Origin of the sequence: Ruminococcus bromii (assembly GCF_002834225.1) — a bacterium.
In the GTDB taxonomy this organism is placed as follows: Bacteria; Bacillota; Clostridia; order Oscillospirales; family Acutalibacteraceae; genus Ruminococcoides; species Ruminococcoides bromii.
On sequence record NZ_NNSR01000056.1, the window covers coordinates 44,048 to 67,827 of the forward strand.

A 23,780-nucleotide genomic window follows, 5' to 3' on the forward strand; every position below is an offset into this window, starting at 1 on the left:
AGAAATTATGGAGAAAATGCCTGTTGTAGCAATTATGTACGACTTTGACCGTACCCTTTGCACAAAGGATATGCAGGATTACAGCTTTATTCCTCGTCTTCATATGACCGAGGATGAGTTCTGGAGGTTTTCAAACGAACTCGGTCAAAACGAGCATATGGACTCAATTCTTGCGTATATGTATGCCATGGTGAGAATGTCCCGAGAAAAGGATATTCCGCTTCTGCGAAATGACCTTGTTGAAATGGGTGCGAATGTTGAATTTTTTGAGGGCGTAAAGGATTGGTTCAAGAGGATTTCCGACTTCGGCAAAAATCTTGGAATGCAGGTTGAACATTATGTTATTTCATCCGGTATGAAAGAAATTATTGAGGGAACGGAAATCAGCAAAAACTTCAAAAGTATTTTTGCGTGTGAGTTTCTTTACGATGAGAGCGGCAACGCCGTGTGGCCTAAAACAGATGTAAATTACACCAATAAAACGCAGTTTGTTTACAGAATAAACAAGGGTGTTCTTGATGTTGCGAATGATATCGACCTCAACCGTTCAATGCCTGAGGACAGCAAACGGGTTCCATTCTGCAATATGATTTACATAGGCGACGGTCTTTCGGATGTTCCGTGTATGAAAATGATGAAGGCCTATGGCGGATATTCAATTGCAGTTTATCAGAAAAAAGACAGCAAGGTTGAAGATTTGCTGATGAAAGACAGGGTTGATTTTATCTATCCTGCCGACTACTCGGAAAACACAGGTCTTGACCTCACCGTTAAAAATATCATCAGAAAAATGGCTGTCTGCGGTCTTTTGTACGATGAAAACCATGAGCAGAAAAAAGAAATTCTCGGAAGATAATTTCGATTGAATAAAAAATGTCAAGTATCAAAACGATGCTTGACATTTTTCTTTATTTGGTTTAATATAATCGTAGAAGAGAGATACCTGCGATAAGCGGATTCTCACTCTTTATGGTTAGGAAACAACCGCCGGAGCTTCGAAATTCGGGCGGTTATTTTCTTTTTTATTTAAATGTACATATATGTACGAAGAAACAAAATTACTTTTTGTTGCCAAATATTTGGTAATAAAGGAAATGTCAGGTACCCGAAAGGTACTTGACATTTTTCTTTATTTGGTTTAATATAATTATAGAAAAGGAGATACCTGCGATAAGCGGGTTCTCCACTGTATTGGTTAGAAACTAACCGCCGTTGGGAGAATTTTGGGCGGTTAGTTTCTTTTTTATTTAAGTGTACATATTGCTATGTACTAAAAAGAAGTCATTTTTTGTTACCGAAAACTTGGTAACAAAGAGCGATAACGCTGACGATTAAAGTGCCGAGTAAACATACATCGGAAATTGTCATGGTTATCACCTCCTCTTGTGAGGAGAAACCGCCTACCGTTTAATGCAGGTATCACGGTTTTATTCTAACAGTTTAATTCTTATTTGTCAATTTAATTTTCAGACGGCAGTTCTTTACGGACTGCCGTTTTTTTGCATATATTCTGCATAACCTAAAAACATATCTTCACATCTGAAGTTGGTCTGTATTTTACGAAAAAGACTTGCAATAAAAAAGCAAATCAAATATAATTTAAAGAGAGCGTTGTTCAGGCTCAATTATTGTATAAAAAATATAACAACAACTTTTAACACAAAGGGACAAATAATGAATAAATTTCAACTTATAACCAATGAGGTAAAAAAGGTAATAAACGGTAAAGACAGGGCTGTTGTCACCACTCTGCTTGCGTTGCTCACAGGAGGAAACATTCTTATTGAGGATATTCCGGGTGTGGGCAAAACAACAATGGCGGTTGCGTTTTCAAAGGCGCTCGGTCTTGAATACGGCAGAATACAGTTCACTCCCGACACTTTGCCGTCTGATATCACGGGCTTTGCGGTCTATAACAAGGATACAGGAAAATTCACTTTCAACAAAGGCGCTGTATTCTGTAATCTTTTTCTTGCAGACGAGTTAAACAGAACTTCAAGCAGAACACAGGCGGCTTTGCTTGAAGCAATGGAAGAACGGCAGGTTACTGTTGAGGGCAGCACTTTTAAGCTTGAAAAGCCTTTTTCTGTTATTGCAACACAAAACCCGACAGGAGCGTCGGGAACACAGCTTTTGCCTGATTCACAGATTGACCGATTCACGGTAAGGCTTTCAATGGGATATCCCGACAGCGATGCGGAATGTAAAATGCTGCTTAACAGAAGCGGTAAAAATCCCCTTGACTCCGTAAACTGCATTGTGTCCAAGAATGAATTTCTTGAAATGCAGTCGGAGGTTCAGAATGTTTTTGTCAGCGACGATATGGCAGGATATATTGTGTCACTCATTTCGGCAACAAGAAAGCATCCGCTGATTTCGAGAGGTGCAAGCCCCAGAGCAACTCTGTCGCTCAGCGATATGGCAAAGGCTGTTGCATTTGCCGAGGGCAGAGATTACATTGTGCCGAGAGATGTTCAAAATATTTTTGTCTGCACCGTAAATCACAGGATAATTCTAAATGCAAAAGCCTCTGCATCAAAAAAGAACGGCGAAGAAATTCTGCACGAAATTCTCAGAAAAACTCCAAAGCCGAGGACTTGAAAATGATAAGGAACATAATAATTTATCTTTGTCTGCTGACGGGAACATTTTTGTTCAGCATTTTTTATTATGCTTGGTTTTCGTGGTTTTTGTTCCTGACGGTTGTTTCAATTCCGATAATCTCGCTTTTGCTGAGTCTGCCTTTTATGATACGGAGTGCTTGTTCGGGCATTGAAATTTTTGCAAAAAACAATGTTTATGTGAAAGACGATTTTTACATTGCAATATCAGGCAAGAAGAAGAAACCGCTCTTCTGCCCTATGCTCACGCTGAACATAAAATCCACCAACCTTACAACTAATCTTTGTAAGAACATAAAAATCAGATTTTCGGGTACATTTACAAAGCCGTTAATCAGACAATGCAGAAGTCTTACACAGCATTGCGGACAGCTTGACATTGTATGCAAAAACGGTAAAATTTACGATATGCTCGGTATATTTTTTCTTCCGATTAGAATAAAAAAGCACAGCTTTGTTCGTGTTCTTCCAAAGTCGCAAAAGCCGGAAATCATCCCCGACAGCAGTAATTTCACGGTTACGGGGTACAAGCCTAAGCCTGTCGGCAACAGCGAAATTTATGAGCTTCGTGAATACCGTCACGGTGACAGTCTGCGCAATGTTCATTGGAAGCTTTCGTCAAAAAGTGACGATTTGATTGTGAAAGAACCGAATGTTCCGATAATCAAGAACTGTCTTATAATGCCTTTTTTCGGAGATAATGCAGACGAAAATGATGTTGTTTTTGCAAAGCTGATGTATGTCTGCCGATATATGATTAAGAGCATAGGCATTTGCTTTGCCTGCGACAGGAACGGCAATCCTTTCGAGATAAGATGCGAAAGCGATCTATTAAACTATTTTTCCGCACTCTATCTAAACACGGAAAGCAGCTTTGTTGCCGACACAAATGATTTTCAGCATTATAGTATATTTGCCGATCGTGAGGAGGTTGACTTGTTGTGAAAAACAAAACAAGCTTTACGATTGACATTCTTCTCTGCGTAACATTGATTTCAAGCCTGTTTTACTGTCTTGTCACCTCTTTTGATATAAAAACAGAATGGTACATCATAGTAGTTCCTACGGCAATTTTCTGCACAATTTACGGATTGCTTGCCTCCCTTGTCAAAAAGTCGGGTGTGCTGTTTATCAGCGTAGCAATCACTATGATTGTTTTTGTATTCACTCTGCTGTTTTCACTTGAAAGCATACTTGAACAATTGAGTTATGTTATTACTCAGGTTTTAAAACCGCTTTCGCAGTATCTTCCCGTACAGAACAAAATTATTTTGGGAGATACCCTCGGTACAAGCGCAACAGGACTTTTTGTGTTTATTTCGGCAATACTAAGTGCTGTTTTTACAATCAGCCTGATACGATACAAGCGCATTTTGATTCCGTCATTGCTGTCAATGGTACTGCTCGTCCCCTGCTTCATTCTTGTAAACACTCTGCCGTCACTTGTTTGTCTTTTTATTGCAATTGCAAGTCTTATTGCCTTGTACATTTCAAAGAACACACGAAAATTCAGACCGTCACAGGGCGGTGTGATTGCGGCAATTTCATTCGGAATAATGCTTGTTGTGATGACAATTCTGCTTGCGTTCAATCCGATTGAAAAATATGAGCGATTTGACTGGCAGGAAAACCTTTTGCAGAGCATTGAAAACGGCTTTAATATTGATGACGGACGAAAAACTTCCACAGAAAAAAACCTTAATGAAATCAAAGGTTCACTTGAAGAAAAAGAAAATCTCAACGATATTTCTCCGCTGACGCAGACGCATACACCTGTTATGACGGTCACTTCGGCAGTTGGCGGTAATATTTATCTCAAAGGCACAGCATATGCCGACTACAGGGACAATATATGGAGTATCATTTCCGACAATGATGCCGCAAGATATCCGCAGGATTTCGTACCGTTTACGGCAACAATCGGAAACAATGCTTTAACCGATACAAGGGTTCATATGCTGAATGAAAGTAAGATTGCCTATGTTCCCTACTTTTTGGAAAGTCTACCCGACAATCTCAATTCGGTTGCCGATGTGTGCGTAAAAAACGATACGGATAAAAACGAATTTTATTATTCGCACTATCCGTTTTATGCCGAGAACACATACAGATACAATAATTCAACCGAAGCGGAAAATTACAAAGCATTTGTGTATGATACCTATCTTGAGATTCCGAGAAAAACACAAATTGAATTGCGTAGAATTGCAGACCAAGAGGGCTTTCTCGACTCAGAGCTTACCGTTTCCGAAAAGATTGAAATGGTAAAAAATTATATTTCAAGCAGTAAACCCTATTCACTCAAAACTCCGAAAATGCCTTCGGGCAAAGATTTTGCAGCTTGGTTTCTCAACGAGAGCGACACGGGATATTGCGTTCATTTTGCCACGGCAGGCACGCTTATGCTGAGAGCGGTCGGAATCCCTGCAAGATATGTTACAGGCTACTACGCAACCGCATACGCAAATCAGACCGTTACCGTAACAACCGACAACGCTCACGCATGGGTTGAGTATTACAGCGATACGGCGGGTTGGATTCCGCTTGAATGTACACCGTCATCGTTTCAGCCGGCAAGGTATGTCGGCTCTCAAAGAGCAAGCGGCGGCAGTACGGACACAACTCAGCCAACAACCGTTGAACCGACAACAGCACCGACTGCTCCGACAAACGGCACGGTTTCTCACAGCACAAAACCGAAAAATGACATTAAATCTTCATTTGAATTTAACGGATTTACTATCGCTATGATGTCATTGGGAATTGTTGCCCTTGCTTTAATCGCAATTTTCTCAAGAAGAATTATCATTATCAAAAAGAGAAAACAAAGATTTGAAACAGGAAGAAACAATAAACGGGCAATCTGCATTTATAAAGAACTTAAAAATCTCACGAAAATTTCGCATCTTCTGATTACAGATGAAGTGAAATCCGTGTACGAAAAGGCGAGATTCAGCAATCACACGATAAGCGATGATGAACTGAAAATTATTGAAAACGCTTACTATAATTCCATTGAAGAAATTTACAATAATCTCCCTCGCATCAAAAAGCCGTATTACAAGTTTATAAAAGCGATAAAATAAGAAATGCTCCCGTACAATACGGGAGCGTTTTTCGTTCTTAATATCACAACAAAAGGCTCTTGAAAACAACTCAAGAGCCTTAGATTTTGCTTTATATTATTTAAAAAGATTCTTTTTATCATAATAATCCTTATCGACAAACTCGTCCTTTTCGTCAAGATTGCTGTCACTGCTCTTGAAAAGTCCCGAGCCAAAACGATAATCGTGATTTGCCTTTCTGCGAATTCCGTAAGCAAGAATTGCAACACACACCAAAATCCAGAAAACTAACCAAAACATAAACAACACCTCTCAAAAGCAATACAATGTTAATCTTTTTGTTTAGCTGATTATATCATTGCAATATTATATTGTCAATATATTTTTATTAATATTCATTAATAAATGTAAGAACTTTTCTTACTGTTTCAACACTCAATTTATCAGTGTTGCCGTATTTGAGAAAAGAATTGACATTACCTGCATTAAGGTTCAATTCTTTATAAATGCGGTAGTTTGTAATACACTTTTGCTGTTTAACTTCACAGATTTTTTTATACATCAAATTTTTAATTTTTGTTTCATTATTGTGTTTGTTTAATCTGTAAAGGTAGTTATCATAGATTGTTTTGTACTCGCTTAATTCTTTTTTGGAAACATATTTTTCAACATTATTGTCCGTAATTCCCGAAAGTTTTTCGCAACCGTCATTAAGATAGTCGTACTTTTTAAGAAGTTTATTCTTTAAATTTTTATCGGTAAACATCATAAGATAAAGACATAAAGCATCTTTAAGACGAAAATTATTTTCGGCAAGTTTTGAAAACGAGTACAACGATGTTCCGCCCACTCCCGACAATTCCTGTAGTTGTGAAAGAAGATATCCTTTAAATGTCAACGCTCTCATTTAAACCTCTCCTTGTAATCTTTATAATGTTCTAAAAGAATATTTTTATCAAAATCAGTCAACATTCCATAACAAACATCATCAACAAGTCTATCGAGCAAATCCCAATCTAAGGAATTGTAAACTAACTCATTTTCGATATCCTCTATATCTTTTCCTCGCATTGCACACAATTTTGACACTACCAAATCTTCAAGTGACAGAGTGTAAAAATTAACTTTCTTTGTTGGTATATTAACCTTTACAATTCGTTCAAGATAGTTTTCAGGAAAATTTATTCTATAAGCATTTACATTCATATTTATATTGTACAGTTCTAAAAGCTGTTTTATTTCATCACTTGCATCAATTGAATCAATATCGTGTGTTGATCTGTAAATTTTCTTCATTAATACAAGAGCACTTCCGCCTGCAATAACACAGGTGTAGACATCATCAGAGGTATCAATCAACGCCATATCTCTATCAACCTGTAAAAGTCTTTCAATAATTTCTTTTTCGTATAAATTCATTGCTACACCTCTTTATATATTTTGTTTTCAATAATAGTATTATTCAATTTCTATTATATTTAAAAAAAATTTTTTGTCAACAAAAAATTGTAATTTACCGACATAATTTTGCAAGTTAGGGTTCGGTACTGTTAATTTTCTTTTTGATATGGTAAAATGGTTGATGAACGGAGGGAATGCGATGTTTAATGTTACAATCCGTCAGGTTGGGATTGAGGAACGGGAAGAAATTATAATTTGCTGTCATGAAATCAGCGACGAGGTTATGTCGCTTGCAAACAGCATTAAGGGGCAGAAAAGTTTTCTTCTTGCATCAAAAGACGGCGAGATGTTCAAGCTTGACACAAAGGAAATTTTCTACATAGAATCGGTTGACAACAAAACCTTTATATACTGCAAAAACAATGTTTATGAAACCAAACAAAAGCTGTATGAGCTTGAAGAAATTTTAAAAGGAACAAAATTTTTCAGATGTTCAAAGTCGATGATACTGAATATCGGTAAAATCCGTTCCGTGTCACCGTCTGTCAACAGCCGTTTTGAGGCAAAGCTTGCGAACGGTGAAACGGCAATTATTTCAAGGCAGTATGTGCCGACCTTGAAGAAAAAGCTTGGAATGTGAGGTATTGTTATGAATGATTCTTTAAAAGAAATTATAAAAGAAATCATAAAGGACTTTTTCATAATCACGGTTGCAATGCTTTTTGTTGTAAGCCTTGCAAATTCAATTGCGTTAATCGAATACTATCCCCCCTATTTTCCGTGGGTTGTAATGGGAACAGGTGCGGTAACTTCAATTCCGACTCTGCTTTTTTACTTTAAAGAAGAACCCACCAAACTGCAGGCACGCATACGAATTGTCATTCATTTCTGCCTTATTCAGGCAATTGTTATGACCGAGGGATTTTTGCTTGGTTGGTACAAGAATTTTCCTATGGCGCTTTTGGTTTTTGCAATGGTTACCGCCGTGTATCTGCTGACATTTCTTTTCAGCTACATTACACGGACAAGCACGGCAAAATCAATTAATGAATCGCTCAAAAGATTTAACGCTGACGAGGATTATCAGGACGAATAACTGCATTTTGACATACAAAATCGCAACTTACTCCCCTCTTTTTGCAACACAGCTAAAATTGCTTTTCTTTTGAATTGCAAGGTGCTACTATGTTGAAGAAGGAGGGGATTTTTAATGAGTAACATAATCGAAGTTAAAAATCTTGTAAAGAATTATAAAGATGTTCACGCAGTAAATGATATATCATTCACGGTTGAAGAAGGTTCGTTTTTCGCATTTCTCGGAATTAACGGTGCAGGCAAATCAACCACAATCAACATTCTTTGTACGGTGCTTGAAAAAACATCGGGCAATGTTAAAATCGGCGGATATGACCTTGACAAAGAAAAGAACAAAATCAAGGAGCTTATCGGAATTGTTTTTCAGGGTTCTGTACTTGACAAACAGCTTACCGTTAAAGAAAATCTTGAATCGAGAGCGTCATATTACGGACTCAACAAAAAAGAAATCGCCAAAAGAATTGAGAGCCTTACACAAACCTTTGACCTTTCGGAAATTCTCAAAAGAAAATACGGCACATTGAGCGGCGGTCAGCGCAGACGGGTTGACATTGCAAGGGCGCTTATTAACCGACCGAAGCTCCTGTTCCTTGACGAACCGACAACGGGACTTGACCCGAAAACAAGGCTGCAGGTGTGGGAAATCATCCACAATCTTCGCAAAGAAACAGGACTTACGGTATTCCTCACAACCCACTATATGGAAGAAACAGTTGACTGCGACAATGTGGTGATTATTGATTCGGGCAAAATTGTTGCCAACGATTCTCCTCACAATCTCAAAAAAGATTATTCGTCAAACAGCCTTGTTTGGTACACGGAAGAAAATTCTGAAAACGATAATCTTCTCAAGGCCGATAATCTCGACTTTGAAAGAGTCGGAGATGCGTATAAAATCAAAATTAAGGACAGCAGACAGGCTCTTGAAATCACGAACAAACATACTGAAATTGTCGATTTTGAGATTATCAAAGGCAATATGGACGATGTGTTTCTGACCGTAACGGGTAAAAGGCTGGGTGACTGATATGAAATTTCAAAGAACACTTTGCTCATACAAGGGTATGACAAAACGAAATATAAAGGTATATTTAAAGGACAAAACCGCAATTATCTTCTCAATGATGACGCAGATTATCATACTCGGATTGTATCTTTTGTTTCTCAAGCAAAATTATGTTGATTCAATGACTTCAATGCTTGACGGCTTCAACATCAAAACAGAGGACAATCTGATTAACGCACTTGTAAATTCATGGCTTGTATCGGGCGTTATCGGAACATCTGTTGTAACGGTTGCAATGAACTCGCTTTCGGTAATGATTTCCGACAAGCAGAACAAGATTGACTACGACTACAACGCTTCTTCCGTAAAGGGCAGTACGGTTGTTCTCTCCTACTTTTCGGGTGCGGTTATAAACACAATTGTAATCAGCGCAATTTTGCTGACGGCAGGCATCGCATTTTCGTGCATATCGGGTTCAAGCTTTCCCGAATTTACAGAGCTTTTAAAATTATACGGACTTGTGATTTTAGGCTCTGTTTCGGCTGTACTTATTCTTATGTTTGTTGCGTCATTCTTCAAAAAGAATTCAACCTATGCCGCATTCAACACACTTATTTCGGTTGCAATCGGTTTTGTAATCGGCGCATACATTCCCGTCAGCCAGTTTTCGGACGGAGTTCAGACATTTGTAAATCTTATCCCCGGCTCACACATTGCGGCTATGATAAGAAATGTGCTTGTCAGCCCGTGCATTAACGATATTTCGACCTCACTCGCAGGAGCAGACCACGGAATGTTTGCCGCAGAGGCAGAAAAAGCGTTTGCAACCAACCTCAACCTTTTCGGAAACGAAGTGGATTTCACATTTATGATGATGTACTCAATCGGTGCAATCTTAATTTTCCTTGTCCTCAACCTTGTATCATTCAGATTCAGTTCAAAACGCAAGGACTGATTTATGGCAGATAAAAAAGCCGACACTCCGAAAAGTGTCGGCTTTTTATATATAATCACTTCCAAACTTCTTCTGCAATTTCTTTTACAAGAGCAAGCTTTGCCCACTGCTCTTCCTCGGTAAGCTTATTACCGATTTCGCATGATGCAAAACCGCACTGCGGACTGAGATACAATCTGTCAAGCGGAATATACTTTGCCGCCTCATGAATACGATTGATTACAGTCTGCTTATCCTCAAGAACAGGTGACTTTGTTGTGATAAGACCGAGAACAACCTTTTTGTCACCGCTCACATATTTTAACGGTTCAAAACCGCCTGAACGCTCATCGTCAAACTCAAGATAATAAGCGTTGACATTTTCTTCACCGAAAAGTTTCTCTGCAACAGGATCATATGCACCGCTGCTGAAGTATGCAGAATGATAGTTACCTCTGCAAACATGAGTATTGATTACGAGGTCATCGGGCTTACCCTCAATTGCAAGGTTGTTTACCTTGAGAAGTTTCTCACTGATACTCTTAAAATCTGCATCCTCGCCATAGCGGTTTACGCTACCCTCCGCAACAAGAACGCCCCATGTGCAGTCGTCAAACTGGATATTTCTGCAACCTGCATCGTAAAGATCTTTGATTACCTTTTTGTATCCGTTTGCAATATCGTTGATAAGTTCTTCATCTGTCGAATAGAACTTCCTTGTCGTTTCAATATTTGCAGGAATGATGAACTGCTGGAAAAACTGTGCGGGAGCAGGAATTGTCTGCTTTGCTACTGTGTTTTCATCCTCAAGAGCCTTTACAAATTTGTAATGTTCAACAAACGGATGACTGTCAACCGAGATTTCGCCGGAAAGCCATGTATCGTCAATCAAAGCCTGTTCGCCGTGGAATGCAACACCGTTTTCGGTTTTTTTGTGTTCAACTCCGTTAAATCCCCACATGAAGTCAAGATGCCATGTTGCTCTGCGGAATTCACCGTCGGTAATCGCTTTTATACCGGCTTTTTTCTGTTTTGCAACAAGGTCAAGAATAGCCTTGTCCTCAACTGCGGTAAGCTCTTCTTTTGTGATTTTACCGTTTTCAAAATCAAGTCTTGCTTTTTTAAGATAATCGGGTCTTAAAAAGCTGCCTACTGTTTCAAATCTAAATGGTGTGTGCTGTTTACTCATCTTAAATACCTCCGTGGAAATTTGATGAGTTAATTATATTATGAATTCACAGACTTGTAAAATACTTGTTATCAGCCGTTTGCTATTAGTTTTTCTTATATCAAATATGTTTCTTTAAAGCCTCAATATATGCCTCGGCAAGGTTACTGTGTAAAATCTTTTTATTTTCGATATAACCGATTTTCATATTGCCCTCTTCATCAAGGGGGATTGCGGTTATATTATCACCGTTAAGCTCATTGTCGATTACACCGCTGCAAACTGTGTAGCCATTGAGTCCGATTAAAAGGTTGAACAGGGTTGCTCTGTCTGTCACTCTGATATTTTTTGTACGCCCGACCATGCTGAAAATTTCTTCCGAATAATAAAAAGAATTATGCTCCCCCTGTTCAAACGAGAGATACGGATAATCGGCAAGCTCCTCCATTGTAACGGATTTTTTGTCTGCAAGCGGATGGTCGGTTGATACAAACACATGAGGCTTTGCCGTAAAAAGCTCGGTGAATGTCAGCGACTTTGATTTTATAATTTTCATCAGCGCATCTTTGTTAAAGCTGTTGAGATAAAGAATTCCGATTTCGCTTTTCATCTTTGCAACATCGTCAATAATTTCGTAGGTTTCGGTTTCACGAAGTGAAAAATCGTACTCCTCGCCTGCAAACCGTCGGATAAGATCAACAAATGCATTGACTGCAAACGAGTAGTGCTGGGTTGAAACGCAGAACTGTTGCTTTATCTTTGTTCCCGACTTATACACTCCCTCAAGCAGGCTTGCCTGTTCAAGAACCTGTCGTGCATAGCCGAGAAATCTTTCACCCTCGTTTGAAGTTACAACGCCCTTGTTTGTGCGTGTAAAAATCTTTATGCCCATTTCCGTTTCCAACTCACGGATTGACGTTGTAAGTCCCGGCTGAGAAATAAAAAGTTCTTTTGACGCTTCACTCATTGAGCCTGTGCGGGCAACGGTGACAACATATTTCAACTGTTGCAAAGTCAACCTTGTTCAATCCTTTCAAAAACAAATTCCCTCATTCAACATAAAAAACACGGTTTTCTCTTCTCGGTGAAGTTTTGGGATATTCACCGTTCACATAACCGATAACGCAGTGACCGATACCCTCATAGTCACCCTCAATACCGAGTGATTTGAGAATTTCTTTGCCCTCTTTGCTTTCAAATTCTTCCTTTGCACGGTGAATCCAACAGCTTCCGAGTCCCTCATCATGGGCGGCAAGCATAAGATTTTCCATTACAAGAGTACCGTCATACAAATATGTAGGAGCAGCTTTGTCGGCAAGCACAATCAGCACAACGGGAGCGTTATAGAACGGATCAACATCTTTTCCCATAATTTCGGCATTCATTCTTGAAAGCCTGTCACGCATTTCTTTGTTTGTAACGGCAACGATAATAACCGGCTGTCTGTTCATTCCTGACGGTGCATACAGACCTGCGGAAATGATTTCGTCAATAACTTCCTTTGGCGGCATTTCAGACTTAAAGCTGCGAACGCTTCTTCTTGATTTCATTTTTTCGATAAATTCACTCATTATGTAAACCCTCTCATTCCTCGTAAAATTTTGCAAAATCCTCAAGAGATTTTCTCTTCGGTCTTACGATTTCGGAATCAGTGTAACCAACTGCGATAACGCTGACAACAGCCTCTGTTTCGGGAATGTCAAATTCTTTTCTGAGCTTTTCACCGTCACGGATACCCATAACAAGGGTTGAAATGCCAAGTTCGGTTGCCTTTAGCAAAAGTGCCATATTGTTAAGGCCGAGATCGTAATATCCCCAGCCGTTGCCGATTTCAGTCACGGCAGTACCGTCTTTGTCAAAACCCGAACGGTTGAGAACAACGGTTGTCACGATATATGCGGACGCATTTTCTGAATTTTTTCTGTTAAATTCAGGGAGTGCCTCTCTTACGGCATTCTTACTTTTCTCGCCTGTTGCAACATAAAAGCGCGGCGTCTGCGAGTTCTTCCACGAAGGAGCAAGATTTGCCGCCGACAGCATTTCATCAAGCAAGCTTTTGTCAACTTTTTTATCTATATAATGTCTTGTGCTTTTTCTGTTATTTAAAGCCTCGGATAATTCCATAATCAAACCTCCAAAATTTTTATACCTATATTGTACCAATGGAGTGGGAATTAATCAAGGGTTAAAGCAGAATATAGAACAAAATCGGTATAGTAAAAACTGCCGTAAGCTGTGACACAAGCGCCATACTTGCACCATCATCGGGACTTTTTCCGTAGGCCGATGGAATGATTACCGTGTTAAGCCCGAGCGGCATTGCGTTTGCGCAAAGCGTTGCAACAACTGCCTCCTGAGGTGCGTTAAAAAGCTTTAACACAAGCACCGAAACCGTTGGCAGAAACACAAGGCGGATTCCTGCAACAACATAGGTCTGCCATTTGCCGAAAAGATTTGCAAGACTGTAGCCGCCTATTACAAAACCTGTCAGAATCATTGCAATGGGCGACATACAGGCGGCGGTTGAATTGATTATTGTTGTAACAAGTCTGAATTTCGGAATCGGCAATAAACCGAGAATTGCTCCGATAAAAATTGAAACAAAAATCGGATTGACAAAATTTTTCATTGAAAATTTGCCGTGTCCGTTCGGCACAAGCCACGCAATTCCTATTGAATAAGTAAACAAATTGAGCGGTAAAGTGAACATAAGATAGTCGAAAAGCTCCATACTTTCGGTGCCGTATATTCCCGACACCATTGCAGTTCCGACAAATCCGAAATTTGAAACGGAAATTGAATAGCGGTACACCTTTTTCAGATATTCCGTTTTGCCGAGATACCTTGAAACGGCAAATCCCGTTGCAATGCAAAACAGCAGAACACCCGTGCTGTAGGCAATGAACACCCATTTTTCGCTTATGTTTTTTACCGTACAATTGGTGCGGAAGGTGTTGATTACAACGGCAGGCATAAGGATTCTGTTCTCAAGCTTTGAAAAAATTTCGGCTGAATTTTCCGGCAGAAATCCGCCCTGTCGGATTATAAAACCGATAAATATAAACGAAAACAAAACCGCAATTTGAAAAATCACCGATGAAAAAATCCCCACAAATCCGCCCCCTTTTAAAGTCAAAACACCCCCAGTCCGAGCGGCTGAGGGTGTAAGCTTCAAATCAAATTACTTGCAGCTGCACTTTGCTTCAAAGCTCTGGCAGTCCGTACACTGACAAACAGTCGGATTTGCCTCATGAGTGCCGACCTTGATTGCCTCAAGCGAACAGTAGTCCTTTGTGCTGTTGTGATGCTTACAGTTTGTTACCGAGCACATAATGCTCTGATTACAATATGCATTGTTTTCCATAGTATTCATTCTCCTCATTCATTTTTGCGGATTAGCCGCTTTTTATATTGTTTCTGCATTTTGCGGATTTATACCGCACACTTTGAAACATCTGCAATAAAATGTACTGAGGTGAATTACATGAATGTTGTATCGGCTGTTTTTCTTATTGTTTTTGCCGTAATCGGAATTTGTGCATTTGTCCGTGAATTTACAATTTTTCTCTTTCGCAGCAGAAAAAATAATACCGTTATGTTTGTTGCTCCCATCAGCGGAAAATGTGAAAATGCCGAATATATTTTGCGAAGTGCTGCCGCAAGGGTAAAATGGATAAGCAGAGGAAGAAACGACTGTGTAATTTGCCTTGACTGCGGTATGGACGGTGAAACAAAAAGGATTTGCCAAAAAATATGCAGTGACTACGGCTTTGCAAAGCTTTTGACAAAACAGGAATTTTTTGAAATGATAAAGTGAAAATTCAAACGAAATTCAAACAAAAAAGCTGCCGCGGAAAACTCTGTGGCAGCTTTGATTTGTTATAATATTTCAGAAAAATTTCGTTGTCTGCAGGCTCTCCTCGGTAATTTCAGCGGGCTTACAGTCGCCGTTATAATTTTCAAAAAGTTCAACAGTGGTTTTGCATAAATTTGCACTGCATCTTAGTTAGGTTTTAAAACATCCGAGTCATCTCTCACCCATTTTATCCATTTTACAAGGTAAAAAACAAATCTAAATAAATATGCACCAAACAACAAACTGCTGAAAATTATATCAAATTTGTAATCATGCCTTGCATACACAAAACTGACAGATTCAGGATCTATTATATACTGTACATCCAAGCACATCTCCGAAACAGCAAAATAGATATTTATAGCATACTTTGTCAGCAACAAAAGCAACTGAACAAGGCAATATCTTATCTTCTGTTTTCTGCTTACAAAATCATAACTTTCAACCGCAACACTTTTCACATGAGCATTTTTAGTAATATGAATATCTTTCACAACTTCTTTAGCATCAAAGAAGTTGTATCTGATATAATTTCCTACAGAAAAACTTATTTTACTATTTGACCTTATATCAATTTCAATTTTCTTAATAAAAAAGTTTGTTTTATTATTCCAACTGAGTATATGATTTAGAATGCCTCTGTTTTTATACCCTTGAAACAATGTAGGTCTAAAACTGAATGACATTGATTTTAAAGTGCTTTCAAGATTATAATCTTTCATTTTAGTTCCGATTACAATCATTGTATGCTTACCCTGCGGCAGTTCAATATTAAAGCTCGGATTATCTTTACTAAGGCAATACGACTTATTATTTATATAAATATGTAAATACCAACGAAGATTTTCTCCGACTACTTCTAAATTCACCATTTAGTCATCCATAAAAATTCACCTGCGATTATAAATCAATCGTCTTCACTAATCTGATACAAAAACACAAATTCTGTCTTGTTGCCGTTTTGGTCGGTATATGACAATTCTTTGCTGAGACAATCAGGTTTATTTTCAAGCTTGTCATAGTTATCCTTCATAACCACTTCATAATTAACCTTAGCGTCAGAAAATTCGATATAATTATCAAGTTCAATCTTGCTTTGCGGATTTTTTCTGCTCTGACAGTTGAGTAATGCAGTATCTCCAAGGTCGTAGTATTTGTTATCTTCAACTGACATTCCCTCAACAACAATTGTATCTTCATTGCTATCATCAGTATATACAAGCCAAATTGCAGATTTTTCTGTTATGTCAACCGTAGCAATTTCTTCTTTTACATCAAAGCTTGCATCTGCGTGATTATACGCTTCGAGGGGCGTATCATAATAATTTCCGTTGATAACAGTGTTTCCAATCTGCTGTGTGCCGAACGGTGCAAACAAAAACACACCAATTGCAGCAGCTGCTGTTACCGCTATTAAAATAATCTTTTTATTTTTCGGCTGCATATAAATCTACCTTTACATTTAAAATAAAAATACAAACAGACCTGACAAAAGGTATGCAATTAACGATATTCCTTCACATTTTACATATTTTGAAATTTTTTCGACTTTTTCTGTTCTTTCATCAAAGAAATCGTATTTTGACAAAAGTTTTCTGTAATCCGAAAAAGAAGTGACAAAATATGAAACTGCAATTATCAAGCCGATTGCGTAGAGAATTACTACCCACATCAAGCCCACTATGTCGTAATACTTTGTGAACAGGCTGATATAAAAGAAACCTGCCTGAAAAACTAAGGCTATTTTTACATTTTTCAAAACACGGTTGCACTCGTACCCGTGATTTTTAAAGTCTTTATCAGATTGATAGTAGCTGTCGGGAATCAACTTTGTGTTCACATAAACCCTTCTGCCAAAAACTTTTGCAGTTCCCGACCAAATAACCAACAACAGCATAAGAAAGATTATAATAAAATTAAAAAAGAAAAATTTCGGCATCAACATTATCATATCGGTTTCAATAAACAAATCTGACAAATAAACGACTCCGTTTAAAACAAAAATCCATTCTGTCATTGTACTTTCATCTTTTAAAAGCGCATATGCCGTAATCGTTGTTAATGCAATCAAAAAAATCAGCAAAATCAAAAACACGACAAGGTCATATTGATTTCCTGTTTTAAAATAGTTTGCAAATGAGCCGAATACCGAATTGTATATTGTGGTAAAAAACATTTTCATCTGCAAAGTACACAGGCAATAACCTATATTAACAAGCATAAGCACAATAAAAATGCTCTGCAAGGCTACGGTTATAATCCCCACTGTGTTTTTTGACTTCATTTTGTTCACTCCTACACAAAATTGTCTGCCCTTATTGTATTAAACAATTATACGGCTGTCAAGATTTTACCGTTACCGAGATCATAAAAATAATTTTAAGAATATATATTCAAAGAAATAAAATTGTGGTATAATGATGAAGAGTATATACAAGGTATGTACAGGCAACACAGGTTGTCTTTGATTAAGGAAGTGGCAAAATGAAAAAACTATTTACTATTATTGTGTGCAAGGTTCTGAAATTTGTCGGAGGATTGCTCGGCAAGGGCAGCAGTCTGCCGGGACAGATTGCGCTTAAACTCTGCCCCGATATTCTCGGACGAATTGAACTGCCGAAATATATTGTTGCCGTAACAGGCAGTAACGGCAAGACATCTACCGTTGAGATGATTGCACATATTCTTTGTGAAAGCGGCAAAAAAGTTGCCTGGAACAAAGAGGGTTCTAACCAGATTGAGGGCGTTACAACTCTTATTCTCGGCAGTTGTACTCTTTCGGGCAAGGTTAAGTCTGACATTCTTCTCATTGAAAGTGACGAACGCTTTGCAAAATATACCTTCAAATACATCACACCTACTCACTATGTTATCACAAACCTTTACCGTGACCAGCTCACACGAAACGGTCACCCCGAATGGGTTTACAATGCCGTAAAGGAGAGTATTCATCCCGAAACTCAGCTTATTCTTAATGCCGACGATCCGCTTGTTTCGTGCTTTGGCTACGGCAGGGATAATGTTGTGTGGTTCGGCGCAGGCAATCTTCCTACCGATACAAAGGACTTTGTCGGCGTTTACAATGACGGTGCATACTGTCCTCACTGCAAATCTCCGATGACATATTCAAGCTATCACTACGACCACATAGGCAACTATGAATGCCCTAACTGCGGTCTTAAAAGACAGGATACAAGCTACACAGTTACATCTGCCGATCTTGAAAAAGGTGAAATTACAATCAACAATAAGTACAAGATTGAACTTACACTCAAATCGCTTTATAATGTTTACAATTTGCTTGCGGCATTTACCGTTGCTTCAATCACAGGTGTTGACGGCAACACAATTGCAAAGAGCCTGAGCAATTATGTTCTCAAAAACTTCCGTGTTGTAACATTCACGCTCGGAAACAGAAAGGGTACGCTTGTTACATCAAAACATGAAAACAGCATTTCGTACAATCAGTCACTCAAGCTTGCCGCATCCGACAAGGATAAGTGCGATGTTTTGATTATTGTTGACGCAGTCAGCAGAAAGTATTTTACAAGCGATGTTTCATGGCTTTGGGACATCAACTTTGACCTTCTCAAAAGCGACAATGTAAAGAACATTGTGCTTGCAGGAACATATTGCAACGACCTTGCAACAAGATTTTCTTTCTCAAAAGTTGACAGGAACAAAATCAAGGTTATCAAAGACATTGAAGAAGCCGTTGATTATCTTGACAATGACCGCAAAGAAAAGATTTATGTAATTACCTGTTTCTCGGACAAGGGTAAATTTCTTGAAAAGGTAAAGGTGGACTGATTATGAAAATTCTTCATTTGTATCACGATATAATGAACCTGTACGGAGAATATGCCAATGTTTCCGCACTTGAAAGAATGCTTGAAAAGAGCGGTGTAAAATTTACAACCGACAGGCTTACCCTGTTTGACAATGCCGACCTCGGCGATTACGATTTTATCTACATCGGTTCGGGTACAGAAAAAAATCAGAAGCTTGTTTTGCAGGATTTTAAAAAGTACAAGGATTTTCTTGTTGAATATATCAACAGCGGCAAGGTAATTCTTATGACGGGCAACTCGTTTGAAATGCTCGGAAAAACAATTACAGACTCTGACGGCAAGGTTTATGACGGACTCGGAATTTATGATTTTACAGTTACCGAGCAGAACAAACGCAGAATTACAGGCGATATTGTTTATACATCTGACATTCTCACAAAACCGATTGTCGGCTTTGTAAACAAATGCAGTGAAATTAAAGGTATTGAAAATCATCTTTTCACTGTTAAACACGGACTCGGTGACTACGAAAATGCAAAAGCAGAGGGCTTGAAGGTCAAGAACCTTTTCGCTACTCATGTTACAGGGCCTATTATGATTAAAAATCCGCATTTTCTTGAATACATTGCTTTGCAAATTTCAAAAAATACGGATGGCTTCAAGCCGTGTACGAATTACCTTGACTACGAAAGAGCGGGCTACGAAATTACTCTCGGCGAACTCACAAAAAGATTTGAGGAGTAAGTTTTAATGAACAACGACAATCTTCTTCAGCTTGAGGGAGCAATTGAAAGCGTGGTTTTCCGAAATGATGAAAACGGCTACACGGTAATTGAGCTTGCTGACGGTGACGATTATCTGACCGCTGTCGGAATTATGCCGCAGGTGTCGTCGGGTGATGTTGTTAAGCTCACAGGCAAATATACAAATCATCCCAGCTACGGCAGACAGTTTGCCGTGCAGATTTGCGAAATCAGCAGACCTACCGAGGCGGCTGATATTCTGCGTTATCTGTCATCGGGAGCAATCAAGGGAATCGGCACTCAAACCGCACAAAGGCTTGTAAAGGAATTTGGCGAGGCAACACTTGATGTGCTTGAAAATCAGCCCGAAAGAGTTGCATTGCTAAAGGGAATTTCTCCTCAAAAAGCCGAGGATTTTTCACAGCAGTTAAAACAGAACACGGGTGTAAGAACACTTATGCTTTTTCTCGGCGAGTACGGAATTTCAAACACCGCATCGGTCAAAATTTTCAACGCTTACGGTCCGAGCTGTGTCGATTTAATCAAGAAAAATCCGTATATTCTCTGTCAGGGTGACCTTGGAGTTTCGTTTGAGAGTGCGGATTTTATTGCGAAAAAAGAAAATTTAGGACCTGATTCAAATGTCCGTTTGCGTGCGGGAATTGCGTATGTTTTACATCACAACGAGCGAAACGGACACACCTGTCTGCCAAAGGAAAAGGTGCTGAAGATTTCAGCAGATTTTCTCGAAGTTGACGGCGTAAAAGTTTCGCAGTGTATGGAAGAAATGCTGTTTGACCGTTCACTTATCGAAGATGAAATTGACGGCAAAAAGTTCGTGTTTTCCCCAAATGTTCACCTGTGTGAAATGTACATAGCGTCAAGAATAAAAATGCTGCTTAAATTTCCTTCAGAGAAAATTAAAGACATTGACAAGGCGATTGAAAAGTGTGAAAAAGAGGACGGAATCGAATATGCCGATTTGCAAAAGCAGGCAATCACAATGGCACTCACCGAGGGTATGCTCGTGCTGACCGGCGGCCCCGGTACAGGAAAAACGACAACCCTCAATGCTATAATAAAGATAATGAAGGCAAAGGGCAAAACCGTTTTGCTTTCTGCCCCCACGGGAAGAGCGGCTCAGCGTATGAGCGAACTCACGGGCGATGAGGCGAAAACCCTGCACAGACTGCTTGAGGTCAGCTGGGATAAACACGACAACCCCATTTTTAACAAAAACGAACGCAATCAGCTGAAATGTGACGCGTTGATTGTTGACGAGGTTTCAATGGTTGACACATTTATTATGGAAAGCGTTATGAGAGCGCTTGCAATCGGATGCAGACTTATTCTTGTCGGCGACTCCGACCAGCTTCCCTCTGTGGGGCCGGGCAATGTACTCAGCGACCTTATCGAAAGCGGACTTATCCCCGTTGTACGGTTGAATGAAATTTTCCGTCAGGCACAGCAGAGCCTTATCGTCACAAACGCACATAAGATTGTGAACGGTGAAATGCCTGTGCTTAACTCCGCCGATAAGGATTTTTTCTTTCTTCAAAGGAATAATAAATCAGAGGTTTCAACGGTAATAACCGACCTCTGTGCCAACCGGCTGCCAAAAGCATACGGCTACTCTCCTTTTGAGAATATTCAGGTGCTTGCACCGTCCAAAAAAGGCGAACTCGGAACTGCCGAGCTTAACCACAAATTGCAGGCGGCGCTCAATCCGAAGGATGATGAAAAACCTGAAATCACAATCGGCTCAAAAACCTTTCGCACAGGCGACAAGGTTATGCAGATAAAGAACAACTACGATATTCGCTGGTTTAGAGAAAACGGCGAAACCGGCGAGGGAATTTTCAACGGCGACATAGGAATCATCACAAAAATTGACAAAAAGATAAAATTGCTTACCGTTAAATTTTTTGATAAGACTGCACGGTACACCTTTGAATCTGCAAGCGATCTCGACTTTGCCTATGCAATTACGGTACACAAAAGTCAGGGCAACGAGTTTGAAGCAGTTATAATTCCGATGTTTTCGGGACCTCCTCAGCTTTACTACAGGAATCTGCTCTACACCGCTGTTACAAGGGCAAAGAAAACGCTTGTGCTTGTCGGAAATCCGTCAACCGTTGAATATATGGTAAACAATAACCGCCGTACAAAACGGTACAGCGGTCTTAAAGAATTTTTGCTGAGAGATGACACACTTTATTGATAAAATTTACAGCCGAATAAAGGGCTTTCTCTTTACGGTTCGTTGTCCGTACTGCGGAAAGGTTATTGAACCGAACAAAAAATGTTGCGACAAATGCAAAAAAGAATTTCCGAAATTTCCGCTTGTACGGTATGCAACGGGAGGTTACATCTGTACCTCTCCCTTTCCCTATGACGGAATTTTTCGCAGGGCGGTTCTCAACTTTAAATTTCACAACTGCGGTGCATATGCCGAATTACTTTCATACGAAATGGTTCGTGCAATAAAAGATGTTTACAGTAACAAAGAATTTGACATTGTAACCTGCGTACCGATGCACAAGGATACCCTAAAAGAGCGTGGCTTCAATCAGGCGGAGCTGCTTGCACAGGAATGTGCGGCACTTCTCGGTATGGAATACGGCAACTTGCTCGTAAAAACAAAGAAGAACAAAACTCAGCACAGCATAAAAGCGGCTGAAAGAGCAAAAAATGTTATAGGTGTCTACTCACCGATTGACAAAAATTTAATCAAGGGCAAGCGAATACTGATTATTGACGACATCATCACAACAGGCAGTACGCTTGGCGAATGTGCAAGAATACTTAACAAGTGCAAATGCGGTGAGATTTGCTGCTGTACGCTTTGCACATCATTGCTTTTATAAATTTAAACATTGCTAAACGGCATTGGAGTGATTAAAATGAATATAGCTATAGACCTCGGTTCTGACAGAACAAGAGTTTTTATTGAAAACAAAGGAATAGTGCTTGACGAAGCAAGCGTTGTTGCGTTTGATGTTGACACCTACGACATTATCGGCGTCGGCAACGAGGCTTATAAAATGATTGGCAAAACACCGGCAGGCATAAGAGCAATGCATCCGATTGACGACGGCGTTATTTCACGCTCCGAGCTTGTTGAAGATATGGTTTCAATTCTCATCAAGGAGGTTGTTCCTTCAAAGGTAACTATGCCGAAGGTTGTTGCGTCAATACCGAGTGAGGTTACAGAGGTTGAAAAAAGAGCGGTTGTAAACGCAGTAAGCTCAATCGGCGTCCGCAAGGTGTATCTTATTGAGGCACCAAAGGCGGCGGCAATTGGCTGTTCACTCGACATAACAAGTCCGCACGGTGTGTTGATTGCAGATATAGGCAGCGGTACGGCTGACATTGCGGTGCTTTCACTCGGCGGAATTTCGGTTTCAAAGTGCATTAAGTCGGCAGGCTGTGCAATGGATGAAGAAATTGTTAAATACATCAGAAAAGAACATAACCTGATTATCGGTACAAATATGGCTGAGGAGTGCAAAATTTCAGTCGGCTGTGTAAAAATTCCGAAAGAACCTAAGCTTTTCAGAGTTAAAGGCAGAGATGCCGTAAGCGGTCTGCCCAGATTTATTGATGTGGGATATGCCGAAATCAAGCCGGTAATTGAGGACATTGCGCTAAACATTATAAGAGCAATCAAGGATGTGCTTGAACAGACTCCGCCTGAGCTTGTCGGCGACATTTACTCCGACGGCATAATTCTTACGGGCGGTCTTGCCAAGCTGACGGGATTTGCAAGGCTTCTCAGCGAATCCACAAGGCTGAAGGTAAGAGTTCACAAAGCCGCCGCAGACTGCGTTATCAACGGTTGCGGCAAGGCAATCGAGTACATTGACCATCCCGAAAAAATACAGCCGGGTGCAGTCAATCCGCTTATAGAGGCATTTTAAAAAAATTTAATTTTAAACATTTTATCCGCAGATTTTACCGTCTGCGGATTTTTTGCAACATAATATTGACAAATTCTAAAATATGATTTAACAATTGTCTTTATCCCATTTTAGTGCCGTATTTTTTCTTTCTTCTTTTTTACATAAAAATCTCCCCTCAGAGCATTCCTTGATAACTGT

General features: G+C 39.5%; 26 protein-coding genes. 14 read left to right on the forward strand and 12 right to left on the reverse strand.

Annotation, left to right across the window (positions count from 1 at the left end; translation table 11 throughout):
* The first annotated feature begins 7 nt into the window (after nt 1-7).
* The 4 genes from RBATCC27255_RS05995 to RBATCC27255_RS06010 all read left to right on the forward strand — a co-directional run bounded on the left by RBATCC27255_RS05995 (nt 8) and on the right by RBATCC27255_RS06010 (nt 5,707).
* The gene (locus RBATCC27255_RS05995; protein WP_101029175.1) at nt 8-856 is read left to right on the forward strand and encodes an HAD family hydrolase; all 849 of its coding nucleotides are present in this window, start codon (nt 8-10) and stop codon (nt 854-856) included.
* An 818-nt stretch (nt 857-1,674) separates the two neighbouring features.
* The gene (locus RBATCC27255_RS06000) at nt 1,675-2,601 is read left to right on the forward strand and encodes an AAA family ATPase (protein ID WP_101029212.1); all 927 of its coding nucleotides are present in this window, start codon (nt 1,675-1,677) and stop codon (nt 2,599-2,601) included.
* A 2-nt stretch (nt 2,602-2,603) separates the two neighbouring features.
* A complete protein-coding gene (locus RBATCC27255_RS06005) occupies nt 2,604-3,566 on the forward strand; it encodes a DUF58 domain-containing protein (RefSeq protein WP_101029176.1) in 963 nt (320 codons plus the stop codon).
* Nucleotides 3,563-5,707, forward strand: a complete 2,145-nt coding sequence (locus RBATCC27255_RS06010; RefSeq protein WP_101029177.1) for a transglutaminaseTgpA domain-containing protein — start codon at nt 3,563-3,565, stop codon at nt 5,705-5,707. The genes RBATCC27255_RS06005 and RBATCC27255_RS06010 overlap by 4 nt, the downstream gene beginning before the upstream one ends.
* Nucleotides 5,708-5,803: 96 nt before the next feature.
* Here the strand turns inward: RBATCC27255_RS06010 and RBATCC27255_RS06015 are convergent, their stop codons facing one another.
* The 3 genes from RBATCC27255_RS06015 to RBATCC27255_RS06025 form a co-directional block, all read right to left on the reverse strand.
* Nucleotides 5,804-5,986 (reverse strand): hypothetical protein, encoded by a 183-nt coding sequence (locus tag RBATCC27255_RS06015; protein WP_101029178.1) that lies wholly within the window; start codon nt 5,984-5,986, stop codon nt 5,804-5,806.
* Between the two features lie 88 nt (nt 5,987-6,074).
* Nucleotides 6,075-6,593, reverse strand: a complete 519-nt coding sequence (locus RBATCC27255_RS06020; RefSeq protein WP_101029179.1) for a hypothetical protein — start codon at nt 6,591-6,593, stop codon at nt 6,075-6,077.
* Nucleotides 6,590-7,105, reverse strand: a complete 516-nt coding sequence (locus RBATCC27255_RS06025) for a nucleotidyltransferase (protein ID WP_101029180.1) — start codon at nt 7,103-7,105, stop codon at nt 6,590-6,592. Before RBATCC27255_RS06025 ends, RBATCC27255_RS06020 begins: the two co-directional genes overlap by 4 nt.
* Nucleotides 7,106-7,286: 181 nt before the next feature.
* Here RBATCC27255_RS06025 and RBATCC27255_RS06030 point away from each other — a divergent pair, with 181 nt between their 5' ends.
* From RBATCC27255_RS06030 to RBATCC27255_RS06045, 4 genes are all read left to right on the forward strand, one after another.
* Nucleotides 7,287-7,727: a LytTR family DNA-binding domain-containing protein gene (locus RBATCC27255_RS06030; protein ID WP_101029181.1), complete on the forward strand. Its 441-nt coding sequence runs from the start codon at nt 7,287-7,289 to the stop codon at nt 7,725-7,727.
* A 9-nt stretch (nt 7,728-7,736) separates the two neighbouring features.
* Entirely contained in the window at nt 7,737-8,183 is a 447-nt protein-coding gene (locus tag RBATCC27255_RS06035; RefSeq protein WP_101029182.1) for a DUF3021 family protein, read from the forward strand.
* Between the two features lie 114 nt (nt 8,184-8,297).
* A complete protein-coding gene (locus RBATCC27255_RS06040) occupies nt 8,298-9,209 on the forward strand; it encodes an ABC transporter ATP-binding protein (RefSeq protein ID WP_101029183.1) in 912 nt (303 codons plus the stop codon).
* Nucleotide 9,210: 1 nt separating this feature from the next.
* A complete protein-coding gene (locus RBATCC27255_RS06045) occupies nt 9,211-10,143 on the forward strand; it encodes an ABC transporter permease (RefSeq protein ID WP_101029184.1) in 933 nt (310 codons plus the stop codon).
* Nucleotides 10,144-10,198: 55 nt separating this feature from the next.
* Here RBATCC27255_RS06045 and RBATCC27255_RS06050 read toward each other — a convergent pair whose 3' ends face one another.
* The 6 genes from RBATCC27255_RS06050 to RBATCC27255_RS06075 form a co-directional block, all read right to left on the reverse strand.
* The gene (locus RBATCC27255_RS06050; RefSeq protein WP_046433635.1) at nt 10,199-11,311 is read right to left on the reverse strand and encodes a 5-methyltetrahydropteroyltriglutamate--homocysteine S-methyltransferase; all 1,113 of its coding nucleotides are present in this window, start codon (nt 11,309-11,311) and stop codon (nt 10,199-10,201) included.
* A 100-nt stretch (nt 11,312-11,411) separates the two neighbouring features.
* Nucleotides 11,412-12,308 (reverse strand): LysR family transcriptional regulator, encoded by an 897-nt coding sequence (locus RBATCC27255_RS06055; RefSeq protein ID WP_101029185.1) that lies wholly within the window; start codon nt 12,306-12,308, stop codon nt 11,412-11,414.
* Between the two features lie 31 nt (nt 12,309-12,339).
* Nucleotides 12,340-12,861: a nitroreductase gene (locus RBATCC27255_RS06060; RefSeq protein ID WP_101029186.1), complete on the reverse strand. Its 522-nt coding sequence runs from the start codon at nt 12,859-12,861 to the stop codon at nt 12,340-12,342.
* A 13-nt stretch (nt 12,862-12,874) separates the two neighbouring features.
* On the reverse strand, nt 12,875-13,414 hold the full coding sequence (locus RBATCC27255_RS06065) for a nitroreductase family protein (protein WP_101029187.1): 540 nt from the start codon (nt 13,412-13,414) through the stop codon (nt 12,875-12,877).
* Between the two features lie 61 nt (nt 13,415-13,475).
* Nucleotides 13,476-14,402: an AEC family transporter gene (locus tag RBATCC27255_RS06070; protein WP_169923278.1), complete on the reverse strand. Its 927-nt coding sequence runs from the start codon at nt 14,400-14,402 to the stop codon at nt 13,476-13,478.
* Nucleotides 14,403-14,471: 69 nt separating this feature from the next.
* Complete coding sequence (locus RBATCC27255_RS06075) at nt 14,472-14,654, reverse strand: DUF1540 domain-containing protein (RefSeq protein WP_015524182.1); 183 nt, start codon at nt 14,652-14,654, stop codon at nt 14,472-14,474.
* 120 nt (nt 14,655-14,774) lie between these two features.
* Here RBATCC27255_RS06075 and RBATCC27255_RS06080 point away from each other — a divergent pair, with 120 nt between their 5' ends.
* On the forward strand, nt 14,775-15,107 hold the full coding sequence (locus tag RBATCC27255_RS06080; RefSeq protein WP_101029189.1) for a hypothetical protein: 333 nt from the start codon (nt 14,775-14,777) through the stop codon (nt 15,105-15,107).
* A 185-nt stretch (nt 15,108-15,292) separates the two neighbouring features.
* Here RBATCC27255_RS06080 and RBATCC27255_RS06085 read toward each other — a convergent pair whose 3' ends face one another.
* Genes RBATCC27255_RS06085 through RBATCC27255_RS06095 form a run of 3 tightly spaced genes read right to left on the reverse strand, consistent with a single transcriptional unit; the run spans nt 15,293 to nt 17,430 of the window.
* On the reverse strand, nt 15,293-16,018 hold the full coding sequence (locus tag RBATCC27255_RS06085) for a hypothetical protein (protein ID WP_101029190.1): 726 nt from the start codon (nt 16,016-16,018) through the stop codon (nt 15,293-15,295).
* Nucleotides 16,019-16,053: 35 nt separating this feature from the next.
* Nucleotides 16,054-16,590 (reverse strand): hypothetical protein, encoded by a 537-nt coding sequence (locus RBATCC27255_RS06090; protein ID WP_101029191.1) that lies wholly within the window; start codon nt 16,588-16,590, stop codon nt 16,054-16,056.
* Nucleotides 16,591-16,608: 18 nt separating this feature from the next.
* Entirely contained in the window at nt 16,609-17,430 is an 822-nt protein-coding gene (locus tag RBATCC27255_RS06095; RefSeq protein ID WP_101029192.1) for a hypothetical protein, read from the reverse strand.
* Between the two features lie 200 nt (nt 17,431-17,630).
* On the opposite strand from RBATCC27255_RS06095, the gene RBATCC27255_RS06100 reads away from it, so the two are divergent.
* From RBATCC27255_RS06100 to mreB, 5 genes are read left to right on the forward strand one after another with little or no spacing between them, the layout of a single operon-like run.
* On the forward strand, nt 17,631-18,956 hold the full coding sequence (locus tag RBATCC27255_RS06100; protein WP_101029193.1) for a Mur ligase family protein: 1,326 nt from the start codon (nt 17,631-17,633) through the stop codon (nt 18,954-18,956).
* A 2-nt stretch (nt 18,957-18,958) separates the two neighbouring features.
* The gene (locus tag RBATCC27255_RS06105; protein ID WP_101029194.1) at nt 18,959-19,681 is read left to right on the forward strand and encodes a glutamine amidotransferase; all 723 of its coding nucleotides are present in this window, start codon (nt 18,959-18,961) and stop codon (nt 19,679-19,681) included.
* A 6-nt stretch (nt 19,682-19,687) separates the two neighbouring features.
* Nucleotides 19,688-21,901: an SF1B family DNA helicase RecD2 gene (recD2, locus tag RBATCC27255_RS06110; RefSeq protein WP_101029195.1), complete on the forward strand. Its 2,214-nt coding sequence runs from the start codon at nt 19,688-19,690 to the stop codon at nt 21,899-21,901.
* A complete protein-coding gene (locus RBATCC27255_RS06115) occupies nt 21,885-22,547 on the forward strand; it encodes a ComF family protein (protein ID WP_101029196.1) in 663 nt (220 codons plus the stop codon). The genes recD2 and RBATCC27255_RS06115 overlap by 17 nt, the downstream gene beginning before the upstream one ends.
* A gap of 36 nt (nt 22,548-22,583) precedes the next feature.
* The gene (mreB, locus tag RBATCC27255_RS06120) at nt 22,584-23,600 is read left to right on the forward strand and encodes a rod shape-determining protein (protein ID WP_101029197.1); all 1,017 of its coding nucleotides are present in this window, start codon (nt 22,584-22,586) and stop codon (nt 23,598-23,600) included.
* Nucleotides 23,601-23,780 lie beyond the last annotated feature (180 nt).

Bases quoted from the DNA above. Each gene is read 5' to 3' on its own strand.
- RBATCC27255_RS06095 (WP_101029192.1), bottom strand. From the start codon at position 17,430: ATGAAGTCAAAAAACACAGTGGGGATTATAACCGTAGCCTTGCAGAGC.
- RBATCC27255_RS06020 (WP_101029179.1), bottom strand. From the start codon at position 6,593: ATGAGAGCGTTGACATTTAAAGGATATCTTCTTTCACAACTACAGGAA.
- RBATCC27255_RS06035 (WP_101029182.1), top strand. From the start codon at position 7,737: ATGAATGATTCTTTAAAAGAAATTATAAAAGAAATCATAAAGGACTTT.
- RBATCC27255_RS06025 (WP_101029180.1), bottom strand. From the start codon at position 7,105: ATGAATTTATACGAAAAAGAAATTATTGAAAGACTTTTACAGGTTGAT.
- RBATCC27255_RS06090 (WP_101029191.1), bottom strand. From the start codon at position 16,590: ATGCAGCCGAAAAATAAAAAGATTATTTTAATAGCGGTAACAGCAGCT.
- RBATCC27255_RS06100 (WP_101029193.1), top strand. From the start codon at position 17,631: ATGAAAAAACTATTTACTATTATTGTGTGCAAGGTTCTGAAATTTGTC.
- RBATCC27255_RS05995 (WP_101029175.1), top strand. From the start codon at position 8: ATGGAGAAAATGCCTGTTGTAGCAATTATGTACGACTTTGACCGTACC.
- recD2 (WP_101029195.1), top strand. From the start codon at position 19,688: ATGAACAACGACAATCTTCTTCAGCTTGAGGGAGCAATTGAAAGCGTG.
- RBATCC27255_RS06030 (WP_101029181.1), top strand. From the start codon at position 7,287: ATGTTTAATGTTACAATCCGTCAGGTTGGGATTGAGGAACGGGAAGAA.
- RBATCC27255_RS06060 (WP_101029186.1), bottom strand. From the start codon at position 12,861: ATGAGTGAATTTATCGAAAAAATGAAATCAAGAAGAAGCGTTCGCAGC.
- RBATCC27255_RS06075 (WP_015524182.1), bottom strand. From the start codon at position 14,654: ATGGAAAACAATGCATATTGTAATCAGAGCATTATGTGCTCGGTAACA.
- RBATCC27255_RS06080 (WP_101029189.1), top strand. From the start codon at position 14,775: ATGAATGTTGTATCGGCTGTTTTTCTTATTGTTTTTGCCGTAATCGGA.
- RBATCC27255_RS06045 (WP_101029184.1), top strand. From the start codon at position 9,211: ATGAAATTTCAAAGAACACTTTGCTCATACAAGGGTATGACAAAACGA.
- RBATCC27255_RS06000 (WP_101029212.1), top strand. From the start codon at position 1,675: ATGAATAAATTTCAACTTATAACCAATGAGGTAAAAAAGGTAATAAAC.
- RBATCC27255_RS06015 (WP_101029178.1), bottom strand. From the start codon at position 5,986: ATGTTTTGGTTAGTTTTCTGGATTTTGGTGTGTGTTGCAATTCTTGCT.
- RBATCC27255_RS06040 (WP_101029183.1), top strand. From the start codon at position 8,298: ATGAGTAACATAATCGAAGTTAAAAATCTTGTAAAGAATTATAAAGAT.
- RBATCC27255_RS06115 (WP_101029196.1), top strand. From the start codon at position 21,885: ATGACACACTTTATTGATAAAATTTACAGCCGAATAAAGGGCTTTCTC.
- RBATCC27255_RS06065 (WP_101029187.1), bottom strand. From the start codon at position 13,414: ATGGAATTATCCGAGGCTTTAAATAACAGAAAAAGCACAAGACATTAT.
- RBATCC27255_RS06050 (WP_046433635.1), bottom strand. From the start codon at position 11,311: ATGAGTAAACAGCACACACCATTTAGATTTGAAACAGTAGGCAGCTTT.
- RBATCC27255_RS06105 (WP_101029194.1), top strand. From the start codon at position 18,959: ATGAAAATTCTTCATTTGTATCACGATATAATGAACCTGTACGGAGAA.
- RBATCC27255_RS06005 (WP_101029176.1), top strand. From the start codon at position 2,604: ATGATAAGGAACATAATAATTTATCTTTGTCTGCTGACGGGAACATTT.
- mreB (WP_101029197.1), top strand. From the start codon at position 22,584: ATGAATATAGCTATAGACCTCGGTTCTGACAGAACAAGAGTTTTTATT.
- RBATCC27255_RS06085 (WP_101029190.1), bottom strand. From the start codon at position 16,018: ATGGTGAATTTAGAAGTAGTCGGAGAAAATCTTCGTTGGTATTTACAT.